The organism is Agrococcus sediminis (genome assembly GCF_007923295.1).
Lineage (GTDB): Bacteria > Actinomycetota > Actinomycetes > Actinomycetales > Microbacteriaceae > Agrococcus > Agrococcus sediminis.
Genome location: NZ_VOIR01000013.1, coordinates 1 through 26,377, shown reverse-complemented (window position 1 = coordinate 26,377; position 26,377 = coordinate 1). Strand labels below are relative to the sequence as shown.

26 protein-coding genes are annotated in these 26,377 nt (G+C 73.4%); 14 read left to right on the top strand and 12 right to left on the bottom strand.

Going from position 1 to position 26,377, the window contains the following annotated elements; genetic code table 11:
- Window positions 1-7 precede the first annotated feature (7 nt).
- On the top strand, window positions 8-811 hold the full coding sequence (locus FQ330_RS05950; protein WP_146356018.1) for a thioesterase family protein: 804 nt from the start codon (window positions 8-10) through the stop codon (window positions 809-811).
- Window positions 812-902: 91 nt separating this feature from the next.
- Complete coding sequence (locus tag FQ330_RS05945; protein ID WP_146356016.1) at window positions 903-2,405, top strand: alanine/glycine:cation symporter family protein; 1,503 nt, start codon at window positions 903-905, stop codon at window positions 2,403-2,405.
- Window positions 2,406-2,435: 30 nt separating this feature from the next.
- Here FQ330_RS05945 and FQ330_RS05940 read toward each other — a convergent pair whose 3' ends face one another.
- Together FQ330_RS05940 and FQ330_RS05935 are read right to left on the bottom strand one after the other, a co-directional pair.
- Window positions 2,436-3,296: a hypothetical protein gene (locus tag FQ330_RS05940; RefSeq protein WP_146356014.1), complete on the bottom strand. Its 861-nt coding sequence runs from the start codon at window positions 3,294-3,296 to the stop codon at window positions 2,436-2,438.
- A 203-nt stretch (window positions 3,297-3,499) separates the two neighbouring features.
- On the bottom strand, window positions 3,500-4,165 hold the full coding sequence (locus tag FQ330_RS05935; protein ID WP_146356012.1) for a DsbA family protein: 666 nt from the start codon (window positions 4,163-4,165) through the stop codon (window positions 3,500-3,502).
- 83 nt (window positions 4,166-4,248) lie between these two features.
- Here FQ330_RS05935 and FQ330_RS05930 point away from each other — a divergent pair, with 83 nt between their 5' ends.
- Window positions 4,249-4,545 (top strand): DUF1905 domain-containing protein, encoded by a 297-nt coding sequence (locus FQ330_RS05930; RefSeq protein ID WP_318655685.1) that lies wholly within the window; start codon window positions 4,249-4,251, stop codon window positions 4,543-4,545.
- 57 nt (window positions 4,546-4,602) lie between these two features.
- Window positions 4,603-6,888 (top strand): protealysin inhibitor emfourin, encoded by a 2,286-nt coding sequence (locus tag FQ330_RS13690; RefSeq protein WP_146356010.1) that lies wholly within the window; start codon window positions 4,603-4,605, stop codon window positions 6,886-6,888.
- 1 nt (window position 6,889) lies between these two features.
- Here FQ330_RS13690 and FQ330_RS05920 read toward each other — a convergent pair whose 3' ends face one another.
- Entirely contained in the window at window positions 6,890-8,569 is a 1,680-nt protein-coding gene (locus FQ330_RS05920) for a thiamine pyrophosphate-binding protein (protein ID WP_225792713.1), read from the bottom strand.
- A 174-nt stretch (window positions 8,570-8,743) separates the two neighbouring features.
- Window positions 8,744-9,898, bottom strand: coding sequence for an ATP-binding protein (locus tag FQ330_RS05915; RefSeq protein ID WP_164877198.1), 1,155 nt, complete (start codon window positions 9,896-9,898; stop codon window positions 8,744-8,746).
- Window positions 9,899-9,989: 91 nt separating this feature from the next.
- Here FQ330_RS05915 and FQ330_RS05910 point away from each other — a divergent pair, with 91 nt between their 5' ends.
- Window positions 9,990-10,724 (top strand): lysoplasmalogenase family protein, encoded by a 735-nt coding sequence (locus FQ330_RS05910; RefSeq protein WP_164877199.1) that lies wholly within the window; start codon window positions 9,990-9,992, stop codon window positions 10,722-10,724.
- 70 nt (window positions 10,725-10,794) lie between these two features.
- Entirely contained in the window at window positions 10,795-11,601 is an 807-nt protein-coding gene (locus FQ330_RS05905) for an aspartate/glutamate racemase family protein (protein WP_146356006.1), read from the top strand.
- On the opposite strand, the gene FQ330_RS05900 is transcribed toward FQ330_RS05905, so the two are convergent.
- Window positions 11,494-12,390, bottom strand: a complete 897-nt coding sequence (locus tag FQ330_RS05900; protein ID WP_146356004.1) for a LysR family transcriptional regulator — start codon at window positions 12,388-12,390, stop codon at window positions 11,494-11,496. The two genes, FQ330_RS05905 and FQ330_RS05900, sit on opposite strands and share 108 nt — an antisense overlap.
- A 35-nt stretch (window positions 12,391-12,425) precedes the next feature.
- Window positions 12,426-13,355: a DMT family transporter gene (locus tag FQ330_RS05895; RefSeq protein ID WP_128189962.1), complete on the bottom strand. Its 930-nt coding sequence runs from the start codon at window positions 13,353-13,355 to the stop codon at window positions 12,426-12,428.
- Between the two features lie 31 nt (window positions 13,356-13,386).
- Between FQ330_RS05895 and FQ330_RS05890 the strand changes: the two genes are divergently transcribed.
- Window positions 13,387-13,677, top strand: coding sequence for a GNAT family N-acetyltransferase (locus FQ330_RS05890; protein ID WP_128189961.1), 291 nt, complete (start codon window positions 13,387-13,389; stop codon window positions 13,675-13,677).
- Window positions 13,678-13,683: 6 nt separating this feature from the next.
- Here FQ330_RS05890 and dhaM read toward each other — a convergent pair whose 3' ends face one another.
- Genes dhaM through dhaK form a run of 3 tightly spaced genes read right to left on the bottom strand, consistent with a single transcriptional unit; the run spans window position 13,684 to window position 15,981 of the window.
- The gene (dhaM, locus tag FQ330_RS05885; RefSeq protein WP_128189960.1) at window positions 13,684-14,349 is read right to left on the bottom strand and encodes a dihydroxyacetone kinase phosphoryl donor subunit DhaM; all 666 of its coding nucleotides are present in this window, start codon (window positions 14,347-14,349) and stop codon (window positions 13,684-13,686) included.
- On the bottom strand, window positions 14,346-14,975 hold the full coding sequence (dhaL, locus tag FQ330_RS05880) for a dihydroxyacetone kinase subunit DhaL (RefSeq protein ID WP_146356002.1): 630 nt from the start codon (window positions 14,973-14,975) through the stop codon (window positions 14,346-14,348). The genes dhaM and dhaL overlap by 4 nt, the downstream gene beginning before the upstream one ends.
- A gap of 1 nt (window position 14,976) precedes the next feature.
- A complete protein-coding gene (dhaK, locus tag FQ330_RS05875) occupies window positions 14,977-15,981 on the bottom strand; it encodes a dihydroxyacetone kinase subunit DhaK (protein WP_146356000.1) in 1,005 nt (334 codons plus the stop codon).
- Window positions 15,982-16,168: 187 nt separating this feature from the next.
- On the opposite strand from dhaK, the gene FQ330_RS05870 reads away from it, so the two are divergent.
- Complete coding sequence (locus FQ330_RS05870) at window positions 16,169-16,945, top strand: MIP/aquaporin family protein (RefSeq protein WP_128189957.1); 777 nt, start codon at window positions 16,169-16,171, stop codon at window positions 16,943-16,945.
- Window positions 16,946-17,022: 77 nt separating this feature from the next.
- Entirely contained in the window at window positions 17,023-18,534 is a 1,512-nt protein-coding gene (gene glpK, locus FQ330_RS05865; protein WP_146355998.1) for a glycerol kinase GlpK, read from the top strand.
- Between the two features lie 100 nt (window positions 18,535-18,634).
- On the opposite strand, the gene FQ330_RS05860 is transcribed toward glpK, so the two are convergent.
- Both FQ330_RS05860 and trpD read right to left on the bottom strand, forming a co-directional pair.
- The gene (locus FQ330_RS05860; RefSeq protein ID WP_128189955.1) at window positions 18,635-19,585 is read right to left on the bottom strand and encodes a hypothetical protein; all 951 of its coding nucleotides are present in this window, start codon (window positions 19,583-19,585) and stop codon (window positions 18,635-18,637) included.
- A 4-nt stretch (window positions 19,586-19,589) separates the two neighbouring features.
- Window positions 19,590-20,645, bottom strand: a complete 1,056-nt coding sequence (trpD, locus tag FQ330_RS05855; protein ID WP_146355996.1) for an anthranilate phosphoribosyltransferase — start codon at window positions 20,643-20,645, stop codon at window positions 19,590-19,592.
- A 69-nt stretch (window positions 20,646-20,714) separates the two neighbouring features.
- Here trpD and ctaE point away from each other — a divergent pair, with 69 nt between their 5' ends.
- From ctaE to FQ330_RS05830, 5 genes are all read left to right on the top strand, one after another.
- Window positions 20,715-21,359, top strand: a complete 645-nt coding sequence (gene ctaE / locus FQ330_RS05850; protein ID WP_128189953.1) for an aa3-type cytochrome oxidase subunit III — start codon at window positions 20,715-20,717, stop codon at window positions 21,357-21,359.
- A 17-nt stretch (window positions 21,360-21,376) separates the two neighbouring features.
- Window positions 21,377-22,186, top strand: a complete 810-nt coding sequence (qcrC, locus tag FQ330_RS05845; protein WP_449683387.1) for a cytochrome bc1 complex diheme cytochrome c subunit — start codon at window positions 21,377-21,379, stop codon at window positions 22,184-22,186.
- Between the two features lie 29 nt (window positions 22,187-22,215).
- Window positions 22,216-23,328, top strand: a complete 1,113-nt coding sequence (gene qcrA, locus FQ330_RS05840) for a cytochrome bc1 complex Rieske iron-sulfur subunit (protein ID WP_146355994.1) — start codon at window positions 22,216-22,218, stop codon at window positions 23,326-23,328.
- A complete protein-coding gene (gene qcrB, locus FQ330_RS05835) occupies window positions 23,325-24,914 on the top strand; it encodes a cytochrome bc1 complex cytochrome b subunit (protein ID WP_128189950.1) in 1,590 nt (529 codons plus the stop codon). Before qcrA ends, qcrB begins: the two co-directional genes overlap by 4 nt.
- Before the next feature lie 103 nt (window positions 24,915-25,017).
- On the top strand, window positions 25,018-26,058 hold the full coding sequence (locus tag FQ330_RS05830) for an LLM class flavin-dependent oxidoreductase (RefSeq protein WP_225792712.1): 1,041 nt from the start codon (window positions 25,018-25,020) through the stop codon (window positions 26,056-26,058).
- On the opposite strand, the gene FQ330_RS05825 is transcribed toward FQ330_RS05830, so the two are convergent.
- Window positions 26,055-26,377: integrase core domain-containing protein (locus FQ330_RS05825; protein WP_146355990.1), on the bottom strand; the 323-nt coding region annotated here is incomplete at its 5' end. The two genes, FQ330_RS05830 and FQ330_RS05825, sit on opposite strands and share 4 nt — an antisense overlap.

The following is a 26,377-nucleotide window of genomic DNA, read 5'->3' as shown; positions in this document are numbered from 1 at the left end:
TCGGAGGATGCGCGCCGACCCTGCAGCCCCCGCGTACCTGCGAGCGCTCGGCGACGGCCGCTACCTCCCCACCGAGCACGCGAGCGGCGCCTGGCAGCCGGGCGAGCTGCACTTCGCGCCGCTCGGCGGGCTGCTGACGCACGCGATCGAGCAGCACCGCACCGCCGCGGGCGCGGCCGACCTGCTCCTCGGACGCATCGCCTTCGACATCCTCGGGTTCCTCGCGCTCGACGAGATCGCGGTGCGGGTCGAGACCCGTCGCCCCGGTCGCACGATCGAGCTCACCGAGGCCACCGCATCCATCGCCGGCCGCGACGTCGCCGTCGCCCGGGCGTGGCACAGCGTCGCCGCCGACACCGCCGCGGTCGCCGGCGGCACCGCCCCTCCCCTGCCGGCGCGCGACGAGGCGCGGCCGACCGCGTTCGACGAGGCGTGGGGCGGCGGATTCGTGCGGTCGCTCGAGGTGCGCGAGTGCGGCCGGGGAGCCCCGGGCCGCAGCCGCATGTGGATCTCCTCGCCGCTCGCGCTCGTCGAGGGCGAGGAGGCGAGCCCGCTCGCCCGCTGGATCGGCCTCGTCGACGTCGCGAACGGCGTCGCCGTGCGCGAGAGCCCGGACGACTGGATGTTCCCCAACCTCGACCTCACCATCCACCTCCTGCGGCAGCCGCGAGCAGGCTGGATCGGCTTCGACACGACGGTCGCGTTCGGCCCGACGGGGCAGGGCATCACGGCCGCAGAGCTGCACGACGAGCACGGGCCCGTCGGGCGCGCGGCGCAGACGCTCACCGTGCGGCCGAGCCGGCAGCGCTGACGGCGGATGCGGCCCGGGACGCGCTCCCGGGCTAGGGTCGTTCCCCGGTGCGAGCCACCACGACCCCGACCGCACGACACCGGAAGCGCCCATGAACCTCGAGCCGCTGCAGACCGCCCTCGATGCCCTGAGCGGCATCATCTGGGGCCCGTTCCTCCTCATCCCGCTGCTGGTCGGCACCGGCCTCTACCTGACGATCCGGCTCGGCGGGCTGCAGTTCCTGAAGCTCGGCGCGGGGCTGCGGCTCGGTCTCCTCCAGCGCAAGGACGACGGCGCCGAGGGCGACATCTCGCAGTTCCAGGCGCTCACCACGGCGCTCGCGGCGACGGTCGGCACCGGCAACATCGTCGGCGTCGCGACCGCGATCGGCATCGGCGGCCCCGGCGCGCTGTTCTGGATGTGGGTGACGGGCCTGGTCGGCATGGCCTCGAAGTACAGCGAGGCCTACCTCGCCGTGCGGTTCCGCACGACCGACGACGCCGGCGAGAAGTCGGGCGGCCCGCAGCACTACCTGCAGAAGGGCATCCCGGGCCCGCTCGGCAAGGTCCTCGCGCTCTCGTTCGCCGTCTTCACCATCGTCGCCTGCTTCGGCATCGGCAACATGACGCAGGGCAACTCGATCGCGACGAACGTCGACAGCAGCTGGGGCGTGCCCACCTGGGTGACCGGCATCATCCTCGCCGTCCTCACCCTCGTCGTGCTGGTCGGCGGCATCAAGTCGATCGGCCGCGTCACCGCCGGCTTCGTGCCCGTCATGATCGTGCTCTACGTGCTCGGCGGCCTGTACATCCTCGGCGCGAACCTCGGCGGGCTGCCGGCGGCGATCGCGCAGATCTTCACGGATGCGTTCACGGGCACGGCCGCGGTCGGCGGGTTCGCGGGGTCGGTGCTCATCATCGCCGTGCAGTACGGCGTCGCGCGGGGCCTGTTCTCGAACGAGTCGGGACTCGGCTCCGCGGCGATCGCGGCCGCCGCGGCCCGCACGACGCACCCCGTGCGCCAGGGCCTCGTGTCGATGACGCAGACCTTCATCGACACGCTGATCGTGGTCTCGATCACCGGCCTCACCATCGTCGTCACGGGCGTCTGGGACGACGTCGACCAGGCGACCGGCGAGCCGATCAGCGCCGCGCTCATGACCGGCGAGGCGTTCAGCACCGGCCTGCCCGGCGAGTGGGGCCACTGGATCGTGACGCTCGGCCTGCTGATGTTCGCCTACTCGACGATCCTCGGCTGGTCGTACTACGGCGAGCGCAACGTCGAGCGGCTGCTCGGGCGGCGCTGGGTCATGCCGTTCCGGGTGCTCTTCTCGGCGGTCGTCTTCATCGGCTGCACGACGCAGCTGTCGCTCGTGTGGTCGTTCTCGGATGTCGCGAACGGCCTGATGGCGCTGCCCAACCTCATCGGCCTGCTCATCCTCTCGGGCCTCGTCGCCCGCGAGACGCGGCACTACCTGCGTCACGACCCGCACCTGCGCGCGTCGAAGGAGGAGGTCGAGGCGTTCATGGCCGACCAGCCCGGCTGGGACGAGTGGAAGGCGGGCGACCGCATCGGCACGTCGCGCATCGATCTGCGGGCTGCCGCGCGCGACTGAGCCCAGCGCAGGGCCGCTGACGGCGGCCGCTCAGGGCAGGGCAGCGCAGCGGGCGACGACCCAGTCGAGCAGCGCGTCGCGCTGCGCGTCGGGGCTCGGGAGCACGAGGTCGACGGGCCGGTCGCCGTGCTCGGCGCGGATGCGGAAGAGCGTGCCCTGCTTGTCCTCGGCGACCGCGTGCAGGTCGCAGCGGCCGGGCACGAGCGGCACCCGCACCGCGATGGGCGCCGCGCCCGCGCGCAGCTCGATGCCGAGCGGCAGCGCCTCGGCGCGCTCGCCGTCGGCCTCGAGCGCGAGGAGCACGGTCGCGGGGATCGCCTCGAGCCGCCCGAGCGGCTCGCCGTCGCCCGGCACCGGCGTCACCTCCACCCGCAACGCCGCCGGCCGCGAGCCGTCCTCCGGGATGTCGGGCTCGCCCCACGCGAGCCCGGCCACCTCGCGCTCGAAGGCGCGCAGGTCGCAGACGGCGTCGTCGAGCGCCTCGAGCTGCCCGTAGGGGTCGGTCGGCTCCGCCTCGAGCTCGCGGCCGTCGGCGAGGCGGAGCGTCGCGCGATGCTCGAGCGGGCCCGCGTCGCACGTGGGCTCCGGCAGCGGCAGGCGCAGGTTGCGGCGCGCACCGGGCGGGATGCGCGCCTCGTCGTCGCGCACCATCGGAGCGCTCCAGCGGCTCGACTCGTAGGCCGCCGAGGCGATCACGAGCTCGCGGTCGCCGCGGTTCGTGACGCGCAGCTCGACGTGCCCGGAGGCGACGTCGCCGCGCAGCTGCACGAGCTCGACGAGCACGTCGGGAGCGGGCCCCTCGTCGGGCGCGGGCGCGCCCGCGCAGCCGAGCGGCGCGACCGCCAGCAGGCACGCGGCGGCCAGCGCTCCGAGGCTCCGACGGCGCGGCACGTCGCCATCCTGGCACCTGCGGAGGCAACGAGCTCCCGGCGGGGAGAACTGCCCATTCCGCCCGGCCGGGCGAGCCAGCTAGCGTCGCTCGCGACAGAGGGCGGATGGCGTCGGTCGTCGGCCTCGCGTCGAGCCGCCGGCGGCTCCTCCTCCCCGTCGGGCCGTCGGCGGCTGCCCTGCCGAGGCGCGCTCGGGAACCGGGCCTACTGCTCGAGCGCCGCCTGGATCGCCGTCTCGAGGTCGGCGAAGTCGCGCAGCTCGAGCTGCTCGCCGTCGACGAAGAACGTCGGCGTCGACTGCACGCCGAGCGAGATGCCGGCGTTGGCGTCGAGCGCGACGCGGTCGAGCGTCGCGGGGTCGGCGACGGCGGCGTCGTAGGCCTCGAGGTCGAGGCCGAGCTCCTCGGCGTAGCCGCGGAAGACCGCCGCGGCGTCCTCGGTGCCGGCCCACTCCTGCTGGCGGTCGAAGAGCAGCTCGTGCATCGCCTCGAACTGCCCCTGCTGGGCGGCCGCCTCGGCCGCCAGCGCCGCTGGGATCGCCGCGTCGTGGCTCGGGAGCGGGAAGTAGCGCACCGCGAAGGTGACCTCGCCCGCGTAGGTCGAGCGCAGCTCCTCGACGATGGGGTGGAACTGGCCGCACGCGGGGCACTCGTAGTCGAGGAACTCGACGACGACGGGTGCGCCCTCCCCCGCGTCGTCGAGGATGTGCGTGGTGTCGTCGACGAGCTCGGCGGGCGGGCCGCTCGCCGCGGCCGACGCCGGCGCGGCGGTGCTCGGCTCCCACGGGCGCACGATCAGCAGCGCGGCTGCGACGATGAGGACGATCGCCCCGACGAGGACGGAGATGCTGACGGCGGCGCTTCGCGACATGCGCTCCAGGCTATCGGGGCGACGGCCATTACCCCGACCCCGCCGGCGCGCTGCAGGATGCAGCCGGCTGCCCGAGGAGTAGCGTGCCGACGGTGGAGCTCGAGTTCAGCACGACCGCGATCGAGTGGCGCGGCCCCGCCCCCTTCGTCTTCGCACCCGTGCCCGCCGACGAGTCGGAGCTGATCGCCGAGAGCGCCCGCGAGCTCACCTACGGGTGGGGCGTCATCCCCGTGGAGGCGACGGTCGGCGGCACGACCTTCACCACCTCGCTGTTCCCGCGCGACCGCGGCTACCTGCTGCCGCTCAAGGTGGTCGTGCAGCGCGCGGAGGGCATCCTGGTCGGCGACCCGGTGCGGGTGCGGATGCGCCTCGGCCGCTGACGACCGCGTCAGCGCCGCCGAGTAGCATCGGCGTCTCACGAGGCGAAGGGGTGCGGGATGCAGCTGGCAGCACGGATCGGGGCGACCGCGGCGGTCGCCGCCCGGCGCGCGGAGCGCGCGCTCCACCGCCTCGCCCGCCCCGCCGCCTTCGCGCTCGCCCCGGTGCTGCTGGGGCAGGCGAAGCGCCTGCAGTCGGGGCTCGTGTGGCTGCCGGAGCCCGCGGGCACGCGCGCGGGCACCGTCGGCGAGGGCGACGGCGCGCCGCTGCGGCTGCTCGTCATCGGCGACTCGACCGCGACCGGCGTCGGCGCCGAGCGGCTCGACGACAGCCTCGCCGTGCAGACCGCCGCGCTCGTCGCCGGCTACCGCGGCCGCCCGGTCGCGTGGCGCATCGAGGGCCTCGAGGGCTCGAATGCCGCGCAGGTGCTCGAGCGGCACCTGCCCGCCGTCGGCGCGCCCGACGACGCCCCGTGGGACGCGATCGTGCTGCTGGTCGGCGCGAACGACGCGCTGCAGCTCGTCAGCCGACGCGCGTTCGCGCGCGCGATCGGCGGGCTCGTCGACGGCCTCGAGCAGCGCCTCGCGCCCGGCGGCGTGCTCGGCCTCGCCGGCGCGCCGCAGATCGACACGTTCGAGTGGCTGCCGCAGCCCATCCGCTCCCTCATCGGCGGCCACGCCCGCAGCCTCGACGACGTGCTGCAGCGGATCGCCGCCGCCGAGCCGCACGTGCTGCACCTGCCGACGCCCGCGATCCTCGAGCCGCACCTGCACGCATCCGACGGCTTCCACCCGTCGGCGGCCGGCTACCGGCACTGGGCGGCGATCATCGCGCCGCGCATCGCGCGCGCGCTGCGCGAGCGGCAGTCCGACGGCGCGCCCCACCCGTCCGCGCGGCACGGCATCGTGCCGCCGTTCCTGCTCGAGCGCCTCGCCGCGGCGGGCAGCCCCGCCGCCTCGGTCGCCGCGCACACCCTCGGCCTCGACCGCGGCATCCGCGCCGAGCGCGCCGCCGCGCCCGCGCATCGCGGGCTGCGCGCCCCCGCCCCCGCGCGCGTGCCTGGCGAGCGCCCCGCGCCCCACCGCATCGTGAGCGACGCGCGCGGCACGACGGCGCTGCCCGGCGACCCGGTGCGCACCGAGGGCGACCCGGCCACCGGCGACCCGGCGGCCGACCAGGCCTTCGACGGGCTCGGCGACTCGTGGCGCGTGCTCTTCGAGGCGCTGGGGCGCGACTCGCTCGACGGGGCGGGGATGCCGCTGCTCGCGACGGTGCACTACGGGCAGCGCTACGACAACGCGTTCTGGGACGGCGAGCGCATGGTCTTCGGCGACGGCGACGGCGAGGTCTTCGCTGGCTTCACCGGCGCGGTCGACGTCATCGGCCACGAGCTCGGCCACGGCGTGATCTCCGCGACCGCCGACCTCGTCTACCGCGACGAGCCCGGGGCGCTCAACGAGTCGATCGCCGACGTGCTCGGCGCGCTCGTGAAGCAGCACTCGCTCGGCCAGCGCGCCGACGAGGCCGACTGGCTCATCGGTGCCGGGGTCTTCACCGAGCGCGTGCGCGGCGTGGCGCTCCGGTCGATGGCCGCCCCCGGCACCGCGTTCGACGACCCGGTGCTCGGCAAGGACCCGCAGCCGGGCCACATGCGCGACCTCGTGGTGACGACCGACGACCTCGGCGGCGTGCACATCAACTCCGGCATCCCCAACCGTGCCTTCCACCTCGCGGCGACCGCCATCGGCGGGCACGCGTGGGAGGCGCCGGGCCGCATCTGGATGGACGCCCTCACGGGCCCGCTCCCCCGCACGGCCGGCTTCCGCGACTTCGCCGAGGCCACGCTCGCCGCGGCGGCCACGCGCTACGGCGACGACGCGCGCGAGACCGGCGCGGTGCGGGCCGCGTGGGAGGCCGTCGGCGTGCTCGAGCCTGCGGTCGGACCGGCGCACGGCGACGGCGCGGCGCCGACGGATGCGGCGCCGACGGATGCGGCCCATGACGCCGTGCGGGTCGCTCGCTCAGGCGGCATGCTCGGCCGCACCCGCGCAGCCGTGCTCGAGCTCGAGGCCATCCCCGGCGCGGATCGCGAGCGGCTCGACACCCTCGTCGCCTCGGGTGCCCTCGAGGCGCTCGACGGCCAGGCGATGCCCGACGCGCCGCTGTGGCGCGTGACGGTCGAGACGCGCTGCGACGTGACGGTCGCCGAGCCGCTGCTGCCGGAGGAGGTGCTCGAGCTGCTGCGGCGCCTGCTCGAGCTCGGCGACCGGCCGCTCGGCGGCGACGAGCCGGTCGCGCACGAGGGCGACGAGCCGGTCGCCCTCGAGGGCGACGAGCCGGCGTGACCTACCGGGCCGCGGCGCGGGTCGCCGCCTCGACGATCTCGAGCATGTAGGGCGCGACGACCTGCTGCGAGACGCGGCAGTCGGCGACGAAGACGCCCTCGGCGCCGCTCGCGAGCCAGGCCTCGAGCTGCGCGAGGTCGGCGAGCGTCTCGATCACCGCGCCCTCGGCGCCGACGGCGCGGCCGAGCGCGGCGAAGTCGACCTGGTCGATGAGCATGGGCTGCTCGGCGACGCCGCGCACGGCGTACTGGTGGATCTCGGCGCCGTAGGCGGCGTCGTTGACGATCACGACCACGCCGCGGCGCACCGTGCGCGCCACGCTGTCGAGGTCGGCGAGCGCCATGAGCGCTCCGCCGTCGCCCGAGACGAGCACGAGGGTGTCGTCGGGCCGGGCCGCCGCGGCGCCCACCGCGCTCGGGAAGCCGAGCCCGATCGTCTGGAAGGCGGTGCCGACCATGAGGAGCCGCTCGGGGTCGGCGATCGTCAGGTGCGTCGGCGCCCACCCGATGAAGTGCCCGCCGTCCGAGACGACCACGCGGTCGTCGGGCAGGATGCGCTCGAGCGCGTGGAAGAGGCTGCGCGGGTCGAGCCGCCCGTCGGGCGCGGCCGGCTCCCCCGCCTCGCGCTCGAAGTGGATGCCCGTGACGTCGCCGAGGCCGGCCGCGGCCCACCCCTCGTCGCCGCGCGCGTCGCCGTCGCCGAGCAGCGCGAGCAGCGCGTCGGCGACGAGGCGCGCGTCGCCGCGCACGAGCTCGTCGACCCGCGGGTTCGTGGCTGCGTCGAGCACATCGACCTGCACGATGCGGGCGGCGGGCGCGAAGGCGTCGCCGAACCGCGTCTGGAACTGGTTGAGGCCCGCGCCGACGACGAGCACCGCATCCGCCTGCTCGATCGCGGCGGCGGCGCGCTCGGAGGCGAAGCCGCCGGAGATGCCGAGGTGCCGGTGGTCGGCGGCGAAGACGCCGCTGCCGAGCGCGCTGGAGGCGGTGCGGGCACCGAGCCGCGCGGCGAGCGCGCGGAGCGGCTCGGCCGCGCCCGCGAGGTGCGCGCCGCGGCCGGCGAGCAGCAGCGGCCGCTCGGCGGCGTCGAGCAGCGCCGCCACGCCCGCGAGCTGCTCGGCGTCGATCGCGATGAACGGCGGCACGGGCGCGCGCTCCGCCGTGGCCACGTCACCGGTCTCCTCCTCCGCCGGCCGGTGGGCGAGGTCGTACGGCAGCGCGAGCACGACGGGGCGGCGCTCCACGAGGGCCGCCTGCGCCGCGCGGCGGGCGGCGGCACGCGCGTCGCCGGTGCCGACGACGATCGTCTCGACGCCGACCGCGGCCGCGATCGCGGCCTGGTCGACGTCCCACGGCCGCGGCCCGGTGGTCGGCTGGTCGCCGACGACGAGCACGAGCGGCACCCGTGCCTGCGCGGCCTCGGCGAGCGACGTGAGCGCGTTCGTGTAGCCGGGCCCGTAGGTGGTGGTCGCGATCGCGAGCCCGCCGCCCGCGCGGAAGCAGGCGTCGGCGGCGGCGACCGTCGCCGCCTCGTGGCGCACGGCGGTGACGCGCATGGCGCCGCGGCGCACGACGGCGTCGAGGAACCAGGCGTTGCCGTTGCCCATGAGGGCGAAGACGTGCGACGCGTGCTGCTCGAGCTCGGCGGCGACGGCGGCGGAGACGGTGGTGGTGTCGGACACGGGCACTCCAGGGCGGGACGGAGGCTCATCCACGGTCGCGGCAGCGGGTGCGGCGCGACGTGGCACGGAACCTCGACGATGGGGTTCGTGTGTGTCGCGCGCGGATGCGCGTGGTCCCATTTCTCGAGACCGGCGCGCGAGGGCGCCTGACGTGATGAGCGTAGCCGACGGGCGTCAGTCGCGGAACGTGCGGCGGGCGGCGGTCGGGAGCCCCAGCTGCGCGTCGTGCGGATGCTCGCGCAGGTGCTCGCGCATGCGCGGGATGGCGAAGTCGACGAGTCCCCGCCCGGGCACGACGATGACGCCCGCATCGAGCAGCCGCGCGCGCTGCCTGCCGGCGTTGCCGCTCGTCGCGCCCATCCGCTCGGCGACGTCGGCCGTGGTCGCCGGCCCGTCGTCCTCGGCCATGGCGAGCAGGTAGTCGCGGTCGCGGCCAGACAGGCCGCGCAGCGCCGGCACGATGACGCTCTCGCCCATCGTCGCGTAGGCGACCTCGACGGCGTGCTCGACCGCATCCGCTGTGATCTCGTCGTCGGCGGGGCGGTGCTCCCACGCGCGGGCGCCGATCGTCTGCACGAGGAACGGGTAGCCCTCGCTCGCGCGCGCCGCGCGCTCGAGCGCCGCCTCGCCGATGGAGCGGCCGTGGGCGCGCACCGGCTCGGCGATCGCCGCTCGCGCCTCGGCGAGCGTGAGGGTGTCGAGCCGCACCTGCTGCGCGCGGCGGAAGAACGTGAGGCCGTCGGCCTCGAGCGCAGCGGCGATGGAGGCGGGCACGCCGGCCGCGACGATCGCGACGCGGCGGTCCTCGCGCAGCAGGTGCTGCACCGCGATCGCGATGCGGCGCAGCTCCTGCATCGACTCGACGGCGACCTCGTCGAGCGAGAGCAGCACGCCGGCTCCGCGCGCCTCGGTGAGCTCGACGAGCCGCGCGAGCATGCTCTCGAGCCGGGGCTCCCGCGGGTACTGCGGCACCACCTGGGTCGTCGCGCCGCCCAGCTGCGGCAGCGTGACGCCGGTGAGCTCGCGGGCGTAGGCCTCGGGATCCTGCGCCTGCAGCAGCGCCGGCAGCCGGTCGCGCTCGAGCGCCTCGACGAGCCCGACGTGCAGCGTGCCGTGCACGACCGTCCAGCCGCGGCCCCGCGCCTCGTCCTCGACCGCGTTGAGCAGCACCGTCTTGCCGACCCCGCGCATGCCCGTGACGAGCGCGGCGCGGAAGGGCGACCACGCGCCGAGGCCGAGCACCTCGCGCCACTCGGCGAGCAGCGCGTCGCGGCCGGCGAGCAGGGGCGGCGAGATGCCGAAGCCGGGCCGGAACGGGTTGTCGTGCACGCGGACACTCTGCCACCGACCGCCCACCCGGCTCGCCGACACGGCGACAGCCCGGCCCCGCCCACCGCGCTCGGCGTGGAACGATGGCGGCATGTCCGCCACGCCGACCGCAGGCCTGCGCGCCGGGCCGCCCGCGGGCGGGCCGGTGGGCGTGCCGCGGCCGCTGCGCCTCGCGTTCTGGTGCTCGGGCATCGCGCTCGCCGCGAACGTCGGCGCCGCGCTGCTGCTGGGGCTCGAGATCGGCGACGCCGGGCTGCTCGAGCTCACGCGCAAGGCGCTCATGTGGGCGCTCGCGACCCCCATCGCCGTGGCGCTCGTGCTCATCGGGGCGCTCCGCCACGCGGTGGGCCGCTGGCACGTCGCCGCGCTCGTGCTGTGCGCGCTCGGCGACGGCCTGGGCGCCGCGACGGCCATCACGATCGTGCTGCTGGGGCTCTTCCTCGCCGGGCACCTCGTCTACCTCGCGGCGCTGTGGCCGACGCGGCGGCGCTCGCTCGCCTGGAGCTGGGCTGCGCCCGGCTACGCGTTCGTGGCGCTGCTCGCCGGCACCGTGATCGCCGCGAACGCCGGACCCTTGGCCGTGCCCGTGCTCGTGTACGCGCTCGTGCTCGCGGGCCTCGCCGCGTTCGCCGCCATCGACACCCCGGGCCTCGTGGGCGGCCTGCTGCTGCTCGCGACCGACCTCATCCAGGGCTTCGGGCTGTTCGTGCTCGAGATGCCGGATGCGCTGCGCGCGTTCGCGGTGCTCATCCCGTACGCGGCGGCGCAGGCCCTGCTCGCGCTCAGCCTGCAGCAGCGCCTCCGGCTCGGCGTCGCCGACGTATAAGCGACGGTTATCCGAGCGCTGAGCAACACAGGCTGGACTGATGCCCACTGTGGGTGGTGGAGTGGACGGCATGCACCCCGCACCCCTCGGCATCCTCGGCGGCATGAGCTGGCACTCCACCGCCCACTACTACCGCGCGATCAACGAGCGGGTCGCCGCGGTGCGCGGCGGCCACGCCTCCGCCCGCATGCTGCTCGCGAGCGTCGACTTCGCCGAGGTGCGCGACTGCCAGCTGCGCGAGGACTGGCCGGGCGCCGCGGCGATCCTCGCCCGCGAGGCGGCGGCCCTCGAGCGCGCGGGCGCCGGCTCGATCGCGATCGCGACGAACCTCATGCACAAGGTGGCGCCCGAGGTCGAGGCCGCCATCGGGGTGCCGCTCGTGCACATCGCCGACGCCGTCGCGCACGCGGCACGCGCGGTCGGCGCTCGCACGCTCGGCATCGTCGGCACGCGCTGGGTCATGTCGGAGCGCTTCTACGCCCACCGCCTCGCCGCGCACGGCATCCGCGCCGTCGTGCCCGACGCATCCGCGCAGGTCGAGCTCGACCGCATGGTCTTCGACGAGCTCACGCGCGGCGTCGTGACGGAGGCGTCGCGCGCGGCCTTCCGCGACGCCTTCGCCGCGCTCGCCGACGCGGGCGCCGAGGCGATCGTGCTCGCCTGCACCGAGATCATGCTGCTCGTCGACGCGAGCGACGCGCGCGTGCCGCTCATCGACTCGTGCGAGCAGCACGCGGCCGCCCTCGCGCGGATCGCGCTCGGCGAGGCGTCAGCCGACGCGCTCGCTCCAGAGCCGCTGCATGGCGTCGAGCACGGTCTGCACCGCGGGAACGCGCTCCGCACCGTGGCGGTGGCGCAGGGAGACGGTCCGGCCTGAGCCGTCGGCGAGCGGCGCCACCACCACGTCGTCGCGCGTGAGCACCCGCAGCGCCATGTCGGGCAGCAGCGTGACGGAGCCGGTGGCGGCGACGAACGACTGCGCCGCGACGAAGTCGTCGGTCTCGAACTGGATGCGCGGGGCGAAGCCGGCGTCAGCGGCGAGGGCCTCGAGGTGCGACCGGCAGCGCTCGCAGCCGCCCACCCAGTCGGCGCTCGCGAGGTCGCCGATGTCGACAGGGCGGCCGTCGGCGAGCGGGTGGTCGCGCGGCAGCACGATGCGCGAGGGGTCGGGGCCGAGCTCGATGCGCGCGAGCTGCACCTCGTCGTGCAGCTCGTCGTACTCGAAGGCGACCGCGACGTCGGCGTCTCCGGCGAGCACCGCCTCGATCGCCTCGGGCGGCTCGACCTCGATGACGCGGGCCGTGAGGCCCGGCACGGCGACCCGCGCCGCCGCGATCGCGCGGGGCACGAAGTCGGCGAGCGCCGACGGGAACGCGGCGATGGTGACCGTGCCGGCGCCCTCGGCGAGCGACGCGAGCTCCGCCTCGGCGGAGCCCAGCAGCCCCGCGATGCCGTCGGCGTGGCGCAGCAGCCGCTGGCCGGCCTCGGTGAGCGTGACGCCGGTCGACGAGCGCAGCAGCAGCGCCTGGCCGACCTCCTCCTCGAGCAGCCGGATGTGCTGGCTCACGGCGGGCTGCGTCCACCCGAGCGCGCGCGCCCCGCCCGAGACGGAGCCCTCGCGCGCGACGGTGCGGAAGATCAGGATGCGTCGCGGGTCCAGCTGCATGGGTCAAGCATGCCGCACGTCTGCTGGCGCGGCCGCTACTCCCCCGGCATGCGCACGGGCGCGTCGATCGCGCCCGTCGGCGTCTCGTCGCGCGTCGCGGTCGCGTGCCGGCGCGCGGCGAGCAGCTCGACGGCGTACATGGCGCCGAGGATCATGCCGCCGCCGACGAGCAGCCGCCAGGTGAGCTGCTCGCCGCCGAACGCGATCGCGAACGCCGTCGCCCACACCGGCTCGGCGGTCATGATGACCGCGGCCCGGGTGGCGCTGATCTGCGCCTGCGCCCACGTCTGCACCCACATGGCGCCGATCGAGGCGAAGACGACCATGTACGCCATCGACAGCCACTGGCCGCCGGTGTCGGGCAGCGTGATGCCGTCGGGCGCGCCGCCGGCGAGGCATACGAGCCCGATGACCCACAGCTGCACGATCGAGATGCCGAGCGCGTGCTCGGTCGTGGCCCAACGCGCGGTGGCGATGATGTGGAGCGCGTAGGCGAGCGCCCCGCCGAGCGTGAGCGCCTCGCCGACGCCGAACGAGATGCCGGTGAGGGTGAGCACGACGAGGCCCGCGGCGGCGACGGCGACCGCGACCCAGGTGCTGCGCTCGATGCGGTGGCGCAGCGCGAGCGCGGCGATGAGCGGCGTGAGCACGACGTACAGGCCGGTGAGGAACCCGGAGACGGATGCGGGGGTCGTCTCGAGGCCGATCGTCTGCAGGATCTGCGCGGCGGTGTAGAGGCCGCCGAGCGCGGCCGAGCGCAGCAGCAGCGGTCGCCCGAGCCGGGCGATCGACCGCCATGCGATGAGCGTCATGACGACGGCGGCGAGCAGGAACCGCACGCCGAGGAAGTCGAGCGACGGCACGTGCTGCACGAGGTCGCGGATGAGGAAGAAGGTCGAGCCCCACACGATCGTCAGGGCCACGAGCAGCGCGGTCGCGAGCCGAGTCGTCCCTGTCGCTGCCACCGGATCAGCCTAGGGCGGTAGCGTGACCGCCATGGACCAGCAGCAGCAGATCGAGATCGTCGACAACGCCGAGGCGCGCCGGTTCGAGGCGCACCTGGACGGCGCCCTCGCGGGCTTCGCCGACTACCGCGACGCCGACGGGGTGCGCTCCTTCGTGCACACCGAGGTCGACCCGTCGTTCGGCGGGCGCGGCGTCGGCTCGCAGCTCGTCGATGCGGCGCTGCGCGCCACCATCGCCGACGGCAAGCGCGTGCGGCCGCTCTGCTCGTTCGTGCGCGCGCGTGCCGCCGCCGACGAGTTCGCGGTGCACGTCACCGGCTGAGCCGGGCTACTCCCCGAAGCGGTTCCGCGCGAGCGCCTCGATCGCGGCGAGCGCGTCGCGGGCGTCGGGGCCCGTCGCCTCGAACACGACGCGCGAGCCGCGATCGAGCCCGAGCGCGAGCACGCGCAGCATGCTCTTCGCGTCGACGCCCTCGACGGTGACGGCGGCGTCGAAGCCGCTCGCCGTGCGCACGAGCTCGGCAGCCGGGCGGGCGTGCAGCCCGTGCTCGTTCTCGAGCACGAGCTCGAGGCGCTGCGCCTCGCCCGCGGGCTCGTCGCCCGCCTGCGGGGGCGCGGCCTCCGCCTGCCGCGCCTCGGCGGCGGCGACGACCGCGTCGAGCCCGTCGCCCGACTCGGCGGCGACCGCGGCGGCGACCGCGCCCTCGACGATCGGCGCGTCGGCGATGCGGATGCGCTCGGGCGCCTCCGCGAGCTCGAGGGCGGTCTCGGCCGTGAGCACGGCAGAGCCCAGGTCGCACAGCACCACGACGCCGTCGCCGGACTCCGCCTCGGCGAGCGCCGCCTGGATGCGGTCGAAGCTCGTGCCGATGCCACCGTCGTCGGTGCCGCCGGCGGCCGCGATCGTCACGCTCGGCGCCATCTGCGCCGCGAGCTCGACCACCCCCTCCGCGATCCGGGCGGAGTGCGAGACGACGACGAGCCCGACGGTCACCGCGTCTCCGCGGCGGCGCGCAGCATGAGCGCGGTCGACTCGGCGCCCGGGTCGCGGTGCCCGATCGCCCGCTCCCCGAGGTACGAGGCGCGCCCCTTGTGGGCGACGAGCGGCTCGGTGGCGACGGCTCCGGCCTGGGCGGCCTCCGCGGCCGCCTCGAGCACGGCGCGCACGTCGTCGCCCGCTGCCGCGGCGGCGTCGACGGCCGGCGTCCACGCATCCACCATCGTCTTGTCCTGCAGCTCGGCCTTGCCCCGCGCGACGATGCCGTCGCGCGCGGCGGTGAGCACCTCGACGAGGCCCGCGGCATCGAGCGCGTCGCGCTCGCCCGCCGCCATCGCGCCCTTGAGGAACGCGGTGCCGTAGAGCGGACCGGCGGCGCCGCCGACCGTCGAGATGAGCGTCGTGGCGACGAGCTTCAGCACGGCGCCGGGCGTCGCGCCGTCGTCGAGCGCGTCGAGCTTGCCGAGGACCGCCTGGAAGCCGCGGTCGAGGTTCTCGCCGTGGTCGGCGTCGCCGATCGCGCGGTCGAGCGCCGTGAGCTCGGCCTTGCGGCTCGAGACCGCGGCGGCGACCGCCTCGATCCAGCGTCGCGTCCAGGCGCCGTCGAGGTGCTGCTCGGCCACCTCAGCGGCCCCAGCGGAGCGCCGCGGTCTGCACCGGCGCGTCGTAGAGGTCGAGCAGCTCGTCGTCGACCTGCAGGAGCGTGATCGACACGCCCTGCATCTCGAGGCTCGTGACGTAGGAGCCGACGAGCGAGCGGGCGAGCTCGATGCCGCGCTCGGAGAGGATCTCGGCCGCGCGACGGAAGACGATGTAGAGCTCCGACAGCGGCGTGCCGCCCATGCCGTTGACGAGCAGCACGACCCGGTCGCCCTTCGAGAAGGGCAGGTCCTCGAGGATCGGCTCCATGAGGCGGTCGACGATGCGGTCGGCGGGCTCGAGCGCGATGCGCTCGCGGCCGGGCTCGCCGTGGATGCCGATGCCGATCTCGACCTCGTCGTCGCCGAGGTCGAAGCTCGGCTCGCCCGCGTGCGGCACGGTGCACGGCGCGAGCGCCATGCCCATCGAGCGCACCCGGCTGTTGACGGTGCGCGCGACCTCGGCGACCTGGTCGAGCGTGTCGCCGCGCTGGGCGGCTGCACCCGCGAGCTTCTCGACGAGGAGCGTGCCCGCGACGCCGCGCCGGCCGGCCGTGTAGAGCGAGTCCTTGACCGCGACGTCGTCGTCGACGACGACCGACTGCACCTCGATGCCCTCGGCGAGCGCGAGCTCGGCGGCGGTCTCGAAGTTCAGCACGTCGCCGGTGTAGTTCTTGACGATGTGGAGCACGCCCGCGCCGGCGTCGACCTGCTTCGTCGCCTCGAGGATGGGGTCGGGCGTCGGCGACGTGAACATGGCGCCCGGCACCGCGGCGTCGAGCATGCCGAAGCCGACGAAGCCCGCGTGCAGGGGCTCGTGGCCCGAGCCGCCGCCCGAGACGAGCCCGACCTTGCCCGCCACCGGCGCATCCGCGCGCACGACGGCGAACGGCGGGTCGACCACCACTCGCACGAGGTCGGCATGAGCGGCGGCGAAGCCTGCGAGGCCCTCGTCGACGGTCTTGGCGGGGTCGTTGATGAGCTTCTTCACGGTGGCTCTCCTTCGGACGACAGCGGGTCTGTGCTCACGCTACGCCTCGACCGCTGGAAACTCGACGGATCATCTGAGACATCCTCCAATCGACTCCACACAGCCAACCCATTGCTGGTTACAGTGGCGATACCACCCGAGCGGGCGGTACGGGCGATGAGGCCCGTGGACGAGAAAGCAGGGTCCTGTGGACGATCCGAACATCGGTCTGATTTTCCTGTCCGAGCTGGTGGGCACCGCGATGCTCGTCCTGCTCGGCTGCGGCGTGGTCGCCAACGTGGTGCTGAAGGGCAACAAGGGCTTCGGCGGCGGCTTCCTGATGATCAACTTCGGCTGGGGCCTCGCGGTGTTCGCCGGTGTCACCGTCTCCATCTACTCGGGCGCGCACATCAACCCGGCCGTGACCTTCGGCCTGCTCGCGAACTCCCTCGCGACGGGCGCGGAGTACAACTGGGCGGCGCTCCCGGCCTACCTCGGCGGCCAGTTCCTCGGCGCCTTCCTCGGCGCCGTGCTCTGCTGGCTGGCCTACAAGCAGCACTTCGACATCGAGGAGGACCCGGGCGCCAAGCTCGGCACCTTCTCGACCGGCCCCGGCATCCGCAACACCGGCTGGAACCTGATCACCGAGATCATCGGCACCTTCGTGCTGGTCTTCGTCGTGATCGGCTTCGGCGCGCAGAACGGCACGGAGGACGGCGTGCCCGCCGGCCTCGCCGCGCTCGGCGCACTCCCTGTGGCGCTCCTCGTCGTCGGCATCGGCGCCTCGCTCGGTGGACCCACCGGGTACGCCATCAACCCCGCCCGCGACCTCGGACCGCGCATCGCGCACGCGGTGCTGCCGATCCGCGGCAAGGGCGACAGCGACTGGGGCTACTCGTGGATCCCGGTCGCCGGCCCGATCATCGGCGGCGTGCTCGCAGGGCTCGCCGCGCCGGCGCTGATCGCGACGATCGCGGCGGCCTGAATCGACGGGGAGGGGGCGGATCGCCCCCTCCCCTCCTCTTTCCCTGCACGCATCCACCACCAAACGAAGGAGTTCCGGTGAACGACTACGTCATCGCCATCGACCAGGGCACGACCTCCACCCGTGCCATCCTCTTCGACCACGCCGGCAGCATCGTCTCCACCGGCCAGCTCGAGCACGAGCAGATCTTCCCCCAGGCCGGCTGGGTCGAGCACGACCCGAAAGAGATCTGGAACAACACCCGCGAGGTGATCGGCCAGGCGCTGTCGAAGGCCAACGTGACCCGCCACAACGTCAAGGCGATCGGCATCACCAACCAGCGCGAGACCGCGGTGGTCTGGAACAAGCAGACCGGCGAGCCGGTCTACAACGCGATCGTCTGGCAGGACACCCGCACGCAGAAGATCGTCGACCGCCTCGCGGCGGGCGACACCGACCGCTACAAGCAGAAGGTCGGCCTGCCGCTCGCGACCTACTTCTCGGGCACGAAGATCGTCTGGATCCTCGAGAACGTCGAGGGCGCGCGCGAGGCGGCCGAGGCGGGCGACCTGCTCTTCGGCACGACCGACTGCTGGGTGCTCTGGAACCTCACCGGCGGCGTCAACGGCGGCGTGCACGCGACCGACGTCACGAACGCGTCGCGCACGCTGTTCATGGACCTCGAGTCGCTCGAGTGGGACGACGCGATCCTCGCCGACTTCGGCGTGCCGCGCTCGATGCTCCCCGAGATCAAGCCGTCGTCGGGCGAGTTCGGCGTCGCGGCCTCGGAGTCGCTGCTGCGCGAGACGCCCATCACGGGCATCCTCGGCGACCAGCAGGCGGCCACCTTCGGCCAGGCCGCGTTCGACAAGGGCGAGGCGAAGAACACCTACGGCACGGGCAACTTCCTCATCTTCAACACCGGCGAGGAGATCGTCCACTCGAAGAACGGCCTCCTCACGACCGTCGGCTACAAGATCGGCGACGAGCCCACCCACTACGCGCTCGAGGGCTCGATCGCGGTGACCGGCTCGCTCATCCAGTGGCTGCGCGACAACCTGGGCCTCATCCCCGACGCCCCGGCGGTCGAGCAGCTGGCGAAGTCGGTCGACGACAACGGCGGGGCGTACTTCGTGCCGGCGTTCTCGGGCCTGTTCGCCCCCTACTGGCGGCCGGATGCGCGAGGCGCGCTCGTGGGCCTCACCCGGTACGTCAACAAGGGCCACATCGCGCGGGCGGCCCTCGAGGCGACCGCCTTCCAGACGGCGGAGGTCGTCGACGCGGTGAACGCCGACTCGGGCGTCGACCTCACCGAGCTCAAGGTCGACGGCGGCATGATCGCCAACGACACGCTCATGCAGTTCCAGGCCGACATCCTGCGGGTGCCGGTCATCCGCCCGGTCGTCGCCGAGACGACCGCGCTCGGCGCCGCCTACGCGGCCGGCCTCGCGGTCGGCTTCTGGGGCTCGCTCGACGAGCTGCGCCAGCAGTGGCAGGAGGACCGCCGCTGGGAGCCGCAGATGGAGCAGGAGGCGCGCGACCGCACCTACCGCAACTGGAAGAAGGCCGTGCAGAAGACCCTCGACTGGGTCGACGACGACGTCGAGTGATCCCTCGAGCCGGAGGGTGATCGGAGGGGGCGGCTGCGGCCGCCCCCTCCTCGCGTCGGAGCGCTCGGTGTCAGAGCGCTCGGTGTCAGAGGGCGCGGTGTCAGAGGGCGCGGTACTGCGGGTCGGTGATCCAGATGATCGCCGCGGCGATGCCGAGGATCACCATCGCCGCCCTGGCCGTCGAGACCGCGAGCACGATCGATGCCCACCAGTCGTCGTCCTCCGAGAGCCGGCCGCGCGCGACCGGCTGCTTCGCCGAGATCGCGACCGCGATGGCCAGCAGGTCGAGGCCGGCGAGCGCGAGGATGAGCGCGGAGCGCAGCCGCGGCCGCTCCCCCGTGCGCGATGCGCGCCCCGAGCCGTGCGGCTCGGCGACGTTCGCGACCGGCAGCAGTGCGCGCATCCACCCGTCGAGCCACCACGCGAGCAGCACGAGGCCCAGCAGCAGCGCGAGCAGCACCGAGCGCACGAGCGCCTCGTCGGCGATCGACACCTGCTCGGCCCACGGGTCGGCGGCGAGGCGCGGGCGCAGCAGCGGCAGCGCCCGCCCGAAGAAGGCGGCGCCGGCGGTCGCGTAGCCGAGCACGACGATGAGGATCGTCAAGGGGTGCCGCATCCGCACGAGCATCCACGCGACGATGAGCGCGCCGCCGGCGAGGAAGTCGATCGCGTCGAACGCGCCGTACGTCGTGGCGCCGAGCAGCGTCGTCGACTGCATGAGCACGATCGGCACCTGCGCGATCGCGTACAGCACGATGCAGAAGACCGCGCCGATGCGGTAGCCGAGCGAGGCCGGGGCGACGACCGCGGCGAGCATCAGCAGCAGCACGCCGATGCCGCGGAGCGTGACCGAGGGCACGATCGCCGGCGGCCGGTGGAGCAGCAGCGTGAGCCCGTAGCACGCGAGCAGCCCGCCGACGGCGAGCGCGGCGAGCAGCAGCGAGCGCGAGCTGCGGTCGGCCCAGCCGAGCCGCCAGGTGTGCCAGACCTCGTCGCCCGACCAGGATGCCTGCCGCTGCACCCGGTGGTGCTCGGTCGCGGTGCCGCTCACCCGCTCAGCCCGCGGCGGCGGCGCGCCACGCCTCGAGCGTGCGGGCGGCCGCGCCCGAGTCGATCGACGCCGTCGCGGTCGCCAGCTCCTCGGCCATGCGCTCCTTGAGCGGGCGGTCCTTCTGGCGCGGGTCGCTCTCGAGCCGCCACGCGACGAGCGCCGCGGCGGCGTTCAGCAGCACGATGTCGCGCACCGGCCCGGGCTCGCCCGCGATGGTGCGGCGCAGCACCTCGGCGTTGTGCTCGGGCGATCCGCCGCGCAGGTCGTCGAGGCTCGCGCGCGGGATGCCGAGCTCGCGCGGGTCGATGTCGTGCTCGACGACGTCGCCGCGCGAGACCTCCCACAGCTCGGAGTGGCCGGTGGTGGTGAGCTCGTCGAGCCCGTCCTCGCCGCGGACGACGAGCGCCGTCGCGCCGCGGGTCGCGAAGACGCCCACGAACTGCTCGATGATGTGCTTGTCGGCGACCCCCACGACCGAGACCTCCGGGCGCGCCGGGTTGACGAGCGGTCCGAGGTAGTTGAAGACCGTCGGCACGCCGAGCTGCGCCCGCACCGGGGCCGCGTGGCGGAAGCCGGGGTGGAAGCGCATCGCCCAGGCGAACGAGATGCCGGCGGCCTCGAGGATGCGCCGCACCTCGGCCGGGTCGTCGCTCGCGGGCACGACGCCGAGCACGTCGAGCACGTCGGATGCGCCGGAGGACGACGAGACCGCGCGGTTGCCGTGCTTCAGCACCGGCACGCCGGCGCCCGCGACCACGATGCTCGCTGTGGTCGAGATGTTGACGGTGTGCTGCCGGTCGCCGCCCGTGCCGACGATGTCGACCACCCGCGACTCGCCCGGGAGCGGCACCGCCGCCTCGAGGATCGCGTCGCGGAACCCGACGAGCTCCTCGGCCACCACGCCCTTGCCGCGCAGCGCGATGAGGAAGCCCGCGATCTGCGCCTCGGAGGCCCGGCCGGCGACGACCTCGGCCATCGCCCACTCGGCCTGCCGGATCGCCAGATCCTCGCCCTCCAGCAGCGTCTCGAGCACGCATGGCCAGGTCAAGAGACGATCCATTGCTCCAGCCTATCTTCGCGCGGCACGCTGGCCGTCCGGGTCCGGACCCCGGGCCGATCTGTCACTAGGATGGATGTCGTGTCCACTACTGCGCTCTCCACGTCGCCGTCGGCGCCGATGATCAGGCGGCCGAACACCGTTGCGGTCGGCACGATCGTCTGGCTCGGCAGCGAGGTCATGTTCTTCGCCGGCCTGTTCGCGATCTACTTCACGCTCCGCTCGATGTCGGGCGACCTGTTCGCCACCGAGGCCGAGCAGCTGAACGTGCTCTTCGCGACGATCAACACGGCGATCCTGCTGGCGTCGAGCTTCACCTGCCAGGCGGGTGCGAACGCGGCGGAGCACCACCAGGCGTTCCGCACCGGCAGCGCGCTGCAGCTGTCCAAGTGGGGCATGGTCGAGTGGTTCTACCTCACCTACGCCATGGGCGCGGTCTTCGTCGTCCTGCAGGTGTTCGAGTACGTCGTGCTCGTCGGCCACGGCATCACGCTGTCGTCGAACTCCTACGGCTCGGCGTTCTACATCACGACCGGCTTCCACGGCCTGCACGTGACGGGCGGGCTCTTCGCCTTCCTGTTCGTGATCGGCCGCGCGTACGCGGTGAAGCGGTTCGGGCACAAGGAGGCGACGAGCGCGCACGTCATCTCCTACTACTGGCACTTCGTCGACGTGGTCTGGATCGGCCTGTACCTCGTCATCTACTGGCTCAAGTAATCGGTTGGTGAGCAACATTGGCAACTCGTAAGAAGACCGGCCGCAGGCACCCCCTGGCGAGCGCGGCGATGCTCCTCATCGGCCTGGTGGCCGCGGGCGGCGCCTCGGCGGCGGTGAGCACCGTGGCCAACGCCGAGCCGGCTGGCACCGCTCCGCGCGCGCAGCAGCTGACCGTCGAGGACGGCCAGGAGCTGTTCCGCGCCAACTGCGCCTCCTGCCACGGCTTGAACGCCGAGGGCACCGAGAACGGCACGAGCCTCATCGGCGTGGGCGCCGCATCCGTCGACTTCCAGGTCATGACCGGCCGCATGCCGATGGCCTACTCCGGCCCGCAGGCCGAGCAGCGCGACCCCATGTTCACGCAGGAGCAGTCCGACGCGATGGGCGCATGGGTCGCCTCGCTCGCGCCGGGGCCCGAGGTCCCGTCGGAGGAGCTCCTCGACGTGTCGCAGGTCGACGAGGAGGGCGTCGCCCGCGGCGCCGAGCTCTTCCGCATCAACTGCGCCATGTGCCACAACGTCGCCGGCGCCGGCGGCGCGCTGACCGAGGGCAAGTGGGCCCCGCACCTGCGCGACATCGACCCGGCGCACGTCTACGAGGCGATGCTCACCGGCCCGCAGAACATGCCGGTCTTCAACGACGCCAACATCAGCCCGGAGCAGAAGCGCGAGATCCTCGCGTACCTCGACTACCTCGACGAGAACCCGTCGGTGGGCGGCTTCGACCTCGGCAGCCTCGGACCGGTGTCGGAGGGCCTGTTCATCTGGATCTTCGGCCTCGGCGGCCTCGTGGCCGTCTCGGTCTGGCTCACCTCGAAGCCGAACTGATCATGACGCAGGACACAGAGAGGACCAGCATGTCGGCTGAGGACCACGCCGGGCATGAGCAGCAGCAGGTCGCCGTCTACGACCGCGGCGCGGCCATCGAGCAGTCGGACGCGTTCGAGAACCCCGGCCTGCCGCCGCACCGCCCGCGCCAGACCGACCTGCACCCCGAAAAGGAGCGCCGCGCCGAGCGCCAGGTCGTCGGCTGGTTCCTGGTGTCGATGCTCGGCACCGTGCTCGCGATCGTCGCGTATGTCGCGGTGCCGATCGTCGAGGGCGACATGACGAGCGTGCGCCTCAGCAACCTCTTCCTCGGCCTCGCCATCGCCCTCGCGCTGCTCGGCATCGGCATCGGCGGCATGCACTGGGCCCGCCAGCTCATGAGCTCGCACGAGGTCGTCGAGGAGCGCCACCCGTCGCGCGGCTCCGAGAAGAGCCGCGCCCGCGCCGTCGAGATCTTCCAGCTCGGCGACCAGGAGTCGGGCTTCACGCGCCGCTCGCTGATCCGCAACACGCTCATCGGCGCCATCGCGCTCGTGCCGCTGCCGGCGATCGTGCTCTTCCGCGACCTCGCCCCCGCGCAGGACGCCGTCGAGGCGATCTCCAACACCATGTGGCGGCAGGGCACGCGCCTCGCGCTCGACCCGACGGGCACGCCCATCCGCGCCGCCGACGTCACGATCGGCTCGGCCTTCCACGTGATCCCCGAGGACCTCAAGGACCTCGACCACGACGGCGGCTACCTCGACCAGAAGGCGCTCGCCTCGGTGCTGCTCGTGCGCGTGCCGCTCGACCGCCTCAACGAGCAGCCCGACCGCGCCGGCTGGTCGTACGACGGCATCGTCGCCTACTCCAAGATCTGCACGCACGTCGGCTGCCCCGTGGCGCTGTACGAGCAGCAGACGCACCACCTGCTGTGCCCCTGCCACCAGTCCACGTTCGACGTGACCGACCACGCCAAGGTGATCTTCGGTCCCGCCAAGCGTCCGCTGCCCCAGCTGCCGATCACGGTCGACGACGAGGGCTACCTGATCGCCCAGAGCGACTTCACCGAGCCCATCGGTCCGTCGTACTTCGAGCGTCTGCACCACATCGACGAGGGCCACATCCCGCTCTCGGCCGCTGAGACGGAGAACCGAGCATGACCTCCACCGCAACGCGCGACACCTTCACCTCGAGGGCGTCGAACTACCTCGACGAGCGCACGAGCATGTCGACGCTCGTCGCGACGCTCGGTCGCAAGGTGTTCCCCGACCACTGGTCGTTCATGCTCGGCGAGGTCATCCTGTACTCCTTCGTCGCGATCCTGCTCTCGGGCACGTTCCTGACGTTCTTCTTCGAGCCGTCGATGACCGAGGTGCACTACGAGGGCTCGTACGTGCCGCTCAAGGGCATCGCGATGTCGGCTGCGTACGCGTCGTCGCTCGACATCTCGTTCGACATCCGCGGCGGCCTGCTCATGCGCCAGGTGCACCACTGGGCGGCGCTGCTGTTCGTGGCCGCCATCGGCCTGCACATGCTCCGCGTGTTCTTCACGGGTGCCTTCCGCAAGCCGCGCGAGATCAACTGGGTGATCGGCTTCGTGCTGTTCATCCTGGCGATGGCCGAGGGCTTCACGGGCTACTCCCTCCCCGACGACCTGCTGTCGGGCAACGGCCTCGCGATCATCAACGGCATGGTCAAGGGCATCCCGATCGTGGGCACCTGGATCTCGTACCTGTTCTTCGGCGGCCTGTTCCCGGGCGTCGACATCGTGCCGAGGCTCTTCGTGCTGCACATCATGCTGCTGCCGGCGCTCGTGATCGCGCTGATCGGCGTGCACCTCGTGCTCATGGTCATCAACAAGCACACGCAGTTCGCCGGTCCCGGCAAGACGAACGACAACGTCGTCGGCGCGCCGATCATGCCGCTGTTCGCCGCGAAGGCCGGATCGTTCTTCTTCATCGTGTTCGGCGTGCTGGTGCTCATCGCCTCCACGTTCACGATCAACCCGATCTGGAACTACGGCCCCTACGACCCGTCGCCGGTCTCCGCCGGCACGCAGCCCGACTGGTACATCGGCTTCGCCGACGGCGCCCTGCGCCTGGCGCCGGGGCTCGAGTCTGAGCTGTGGGGCATGACGCTCTCGTGGAACATCCTCATCCCGATGGCGGTGCTCGGCATCTTCATCGTGCTCGTCATGTTCTACCCCTTCATCGAGCAGTGGATCACCGGCGACAAGCGCGAGCACCACATCGCCGAGCGCCCGCGCAACAACCCGACGCGCACGGCCATCGGCTCCGCGGGCATCGTGTTCTACGCGGTGCTGTGGGCCGCGGCGTCGTCCGACCTCATCGCGACGCACTTCCGCCTCAACGTCTTCCAGGTCACCTGGTGGCTGCAGGCGACGCTGATCCTCGGACCGGTGATCGCGTACTTCCTGACGAAGCGCATCGCGATCGGCCTGCAGAAGAAGGACCGCGAGATCCTGCTGCACGGCTACGAGTCGGGCCGCATCCTGCGGCTCCCCGGCGGCGAGTACGTCGAGGTGCACGAGCCGCTCGACGAGTACGAGTCGTGGAGGCTCAAGTCGTTCGACACGTACGAGCCGGTCATGGTGCGCCCGAACGCGAAGGGCCGCATCACGCCGGGCACGCACCTGCGCGCAGCGATGACCCGCTGGTTCTTCGAGGACCGCATCAGCCCCGTCACGCGCGGCGAGCTCGAGGCCGCGAAGCACGACGGTCACTGATCTGACGCACGACGAGGAAGGGCCCGGGATCGCTCCCGGGCCCTTGCCTCTGCGCGGAATGCCCCGCGCGCTCCCCCGGTTGGCCTGAGCGGAGAGGATCCCCATGCCCATCGAGTTCGGTGTCCACACGTTCGCCGCAGTGCCCGTCGTCGACGGCGCTCCGCTCAGCCACGCGCAGGTGCTGCGCGACGTCGTCGCGGAGGGCGTCGCCGCCGACCGGCAGGGCCTCGCGTTCTTCGGCGTCGGCGAGCACCACCGCGACGACTTCGCGGCGAGCGCGCCCGAGATCCTGCTGGGCGCGCTCGCGACGGCGACCGAGCGCATCCGCCTCGGCACCGCCGTCACGGTGCTCTCGTCGAACGATCCCGTGCGCGTGTTCGAGCAGTTCTCGACGCTCGACGGCATCTCGAGCGGGCGCGCCGAGATGATCGTGGGCCGCGGCTCGTTCGTGGAGTCGTTCCCGCTCTTCGGCTACCGGCTCGAGGACTACGAGGCGCTGTTCGAGGAGCGGCTCGAGCTGCTCGCAGCGCTCGTGCGCGAGGAGCCGGTCACCTGGTCGGGCACGCTGCGCTCGCCGCTGCACGAGCAGCCCGTCTACCCGCGCTCGCACGCGGCGGAGCACGGCGGCCGCATCCCCGTCTGGGTCGGCGTCGGCGGCTCCCCCGAGTCGGTCATCCGCACCGCGCGGCACGGGTTCGACATGATGCTCGCGATCATCGGCGGCAGCCCCGCGCAGTTCGCGCCCTTCGCGGGCCTCTACCGGAAGGCGATGGAGCAGTTCGGGCACGCGCCCGGCCGCATCGGCATGCACTCCCCCGGCCTCGTGGCCGAGACGGACGCGGAGGCCAAGCGCATCCTCATGCCGCAGTGGATGGTCTACCGCAACCGCATCGGCCGGGAGCGCGGATGGGGCGACGCCACCGAGCGCGAGTTCGACGCGTCGATGGCCGAGCACGGCGCGATGTTCGCCGGGAGCCCCGAGACGGTCGCGCAGAAGATCGTCTGGGCGAAGGAGACCCTCGGCGTCGAGCGCTTCGACCTCAAGTACGACTCCGGCACGAGCCACGAGGACAACCTGCGCTCGATCGAGCTGTTCGGCACCGAGGTGGTGCCGCGCGTGCGCGCGCTGCTCGGCGAGGCCTAGGTGTAGTTCCCCGTGACGTTGTGAACGCGTTGGGCGGGGGTGAGGCCTCCGATGCCGGTGTGGGGTCGGTGGTGATTGTAGGCGTGGAGCCAGGCCGCGTAGGTGGCTGCGCGGTCGGCGTCTGACGCGTAGGTGACGGCGTAGGCCCATTCGGCGGCGAGGGTGCGGTTGAAGCGCTCGACCTTCCCGTTGGTCTGGGGCCGGTAGGGGCGCGTGAATCGGTGCTGCGCGCCCTCGAGCGCGTCGCGGAAGGCGTGCGAGCGGTAGCAGGCGCCGTTGTCGGTCATCACCGCGGCGACGTCGATGCCGGCGTCGCCGA

What these genes read in the sequence shown, in the direction of transcription:
- FQ330_RS05950 (WP_146356018.1), top strand. Translation starts at nt 8, where the DNA reads ATGCGCGCCGACCCTGCAGCCCCCGCGTACCTGCGAGCGCTCGGCGAC.
- FQ330_RS05945 (WP_146356016.1), top strand. Translation starts at nt 903, where the DNA reads ATGAACCTCGAGCCGCTGCAGACCGCCCTCGATGCCCTGAGCGGCATC.
- FQ330_RS05935 (WP_146356012.1), bottom strand. Translation starts at nt 4,165, where the DNA reads ATGTCGCGAAGCGCCGCCGTCAGCATCTCCGTCCTCGTCGGGGCGATC.
- FQ330_RS13690 (WP_146356010.1), top strand. Translation starts at nt 4,603, where the DNA reads ATGCAGCTGGCAGCACGGATCGGGGCGACCGCGGCGGTCGCCGCCCGG.
- FQ330_RS05910 (WP_164877199.1), top strand. Translation starts at nt 9,990, where the DNA reads ATGTCCGCCACGCCGACCGCAGGCCTGCGCGCCGGGCCGCCCGCGGGC.
- FQ330_RS05905 (WP_146356006.1), top strand. Translation starts at nt 10,795, where the DNA reads ATGCACCCCGCACCCCTCGGCATCCTCGGCGGCATGAGCTGGCACTCC.
- FQ330_RS05900 (WP_146356004.1), bottom strand. Translation starts at nt 12,390, where the DNA reads ATGCAGCTGGACCCGCGACGCATCCTGATCTTCCGCACCGTCGCGCGC.
- FQ330_RS05890 (WP_128189961.1), top strand. Translation starts at nt 13,387, where the DNA reads ATGGACCAGCAGCAGCAGATCGAGATCGTCGACAACGCCGAGGCGCGC.
- trpD (WP_146355996.1), bottom strand. Translation starts at nt 20,645, where the DNA reads ATGGATCGTCTCTTGACCTGGCCATGCGTGCTCGAGACGCTGCTGGAG.
- ctaE (WP_128189953.1), top strand. Translation starts at nt 20,715, where the DNA reads ATGGATGTCGTGTCCACTACTGCGCTCTCCACGTCGCCGTCGGCGCCG.
- qcrA (WP_146355994.1), top strand. Translation starts at nt 22,216, where the DNA reads ATGTCGGCTGAGGACCACGCCGGGCATGAGCAGCAGCAGGTCGCCGTC.
- qcrB (WP_128189950.1), top strand. Translation starts at nt 23,325, where the DNA reads ATGACCTCCACCGCAACGCGCGACACCTTCACCTCGAGGGCGTCGAAC.
- FQ330_RS05830 (WP_225792712.1), top strand. Translation starts at nt 25,018, where the DNA reads ATGCCCATCGAGTTCGGTGTCCACACGTTCGCCGCAGTGCCCGTCGTC.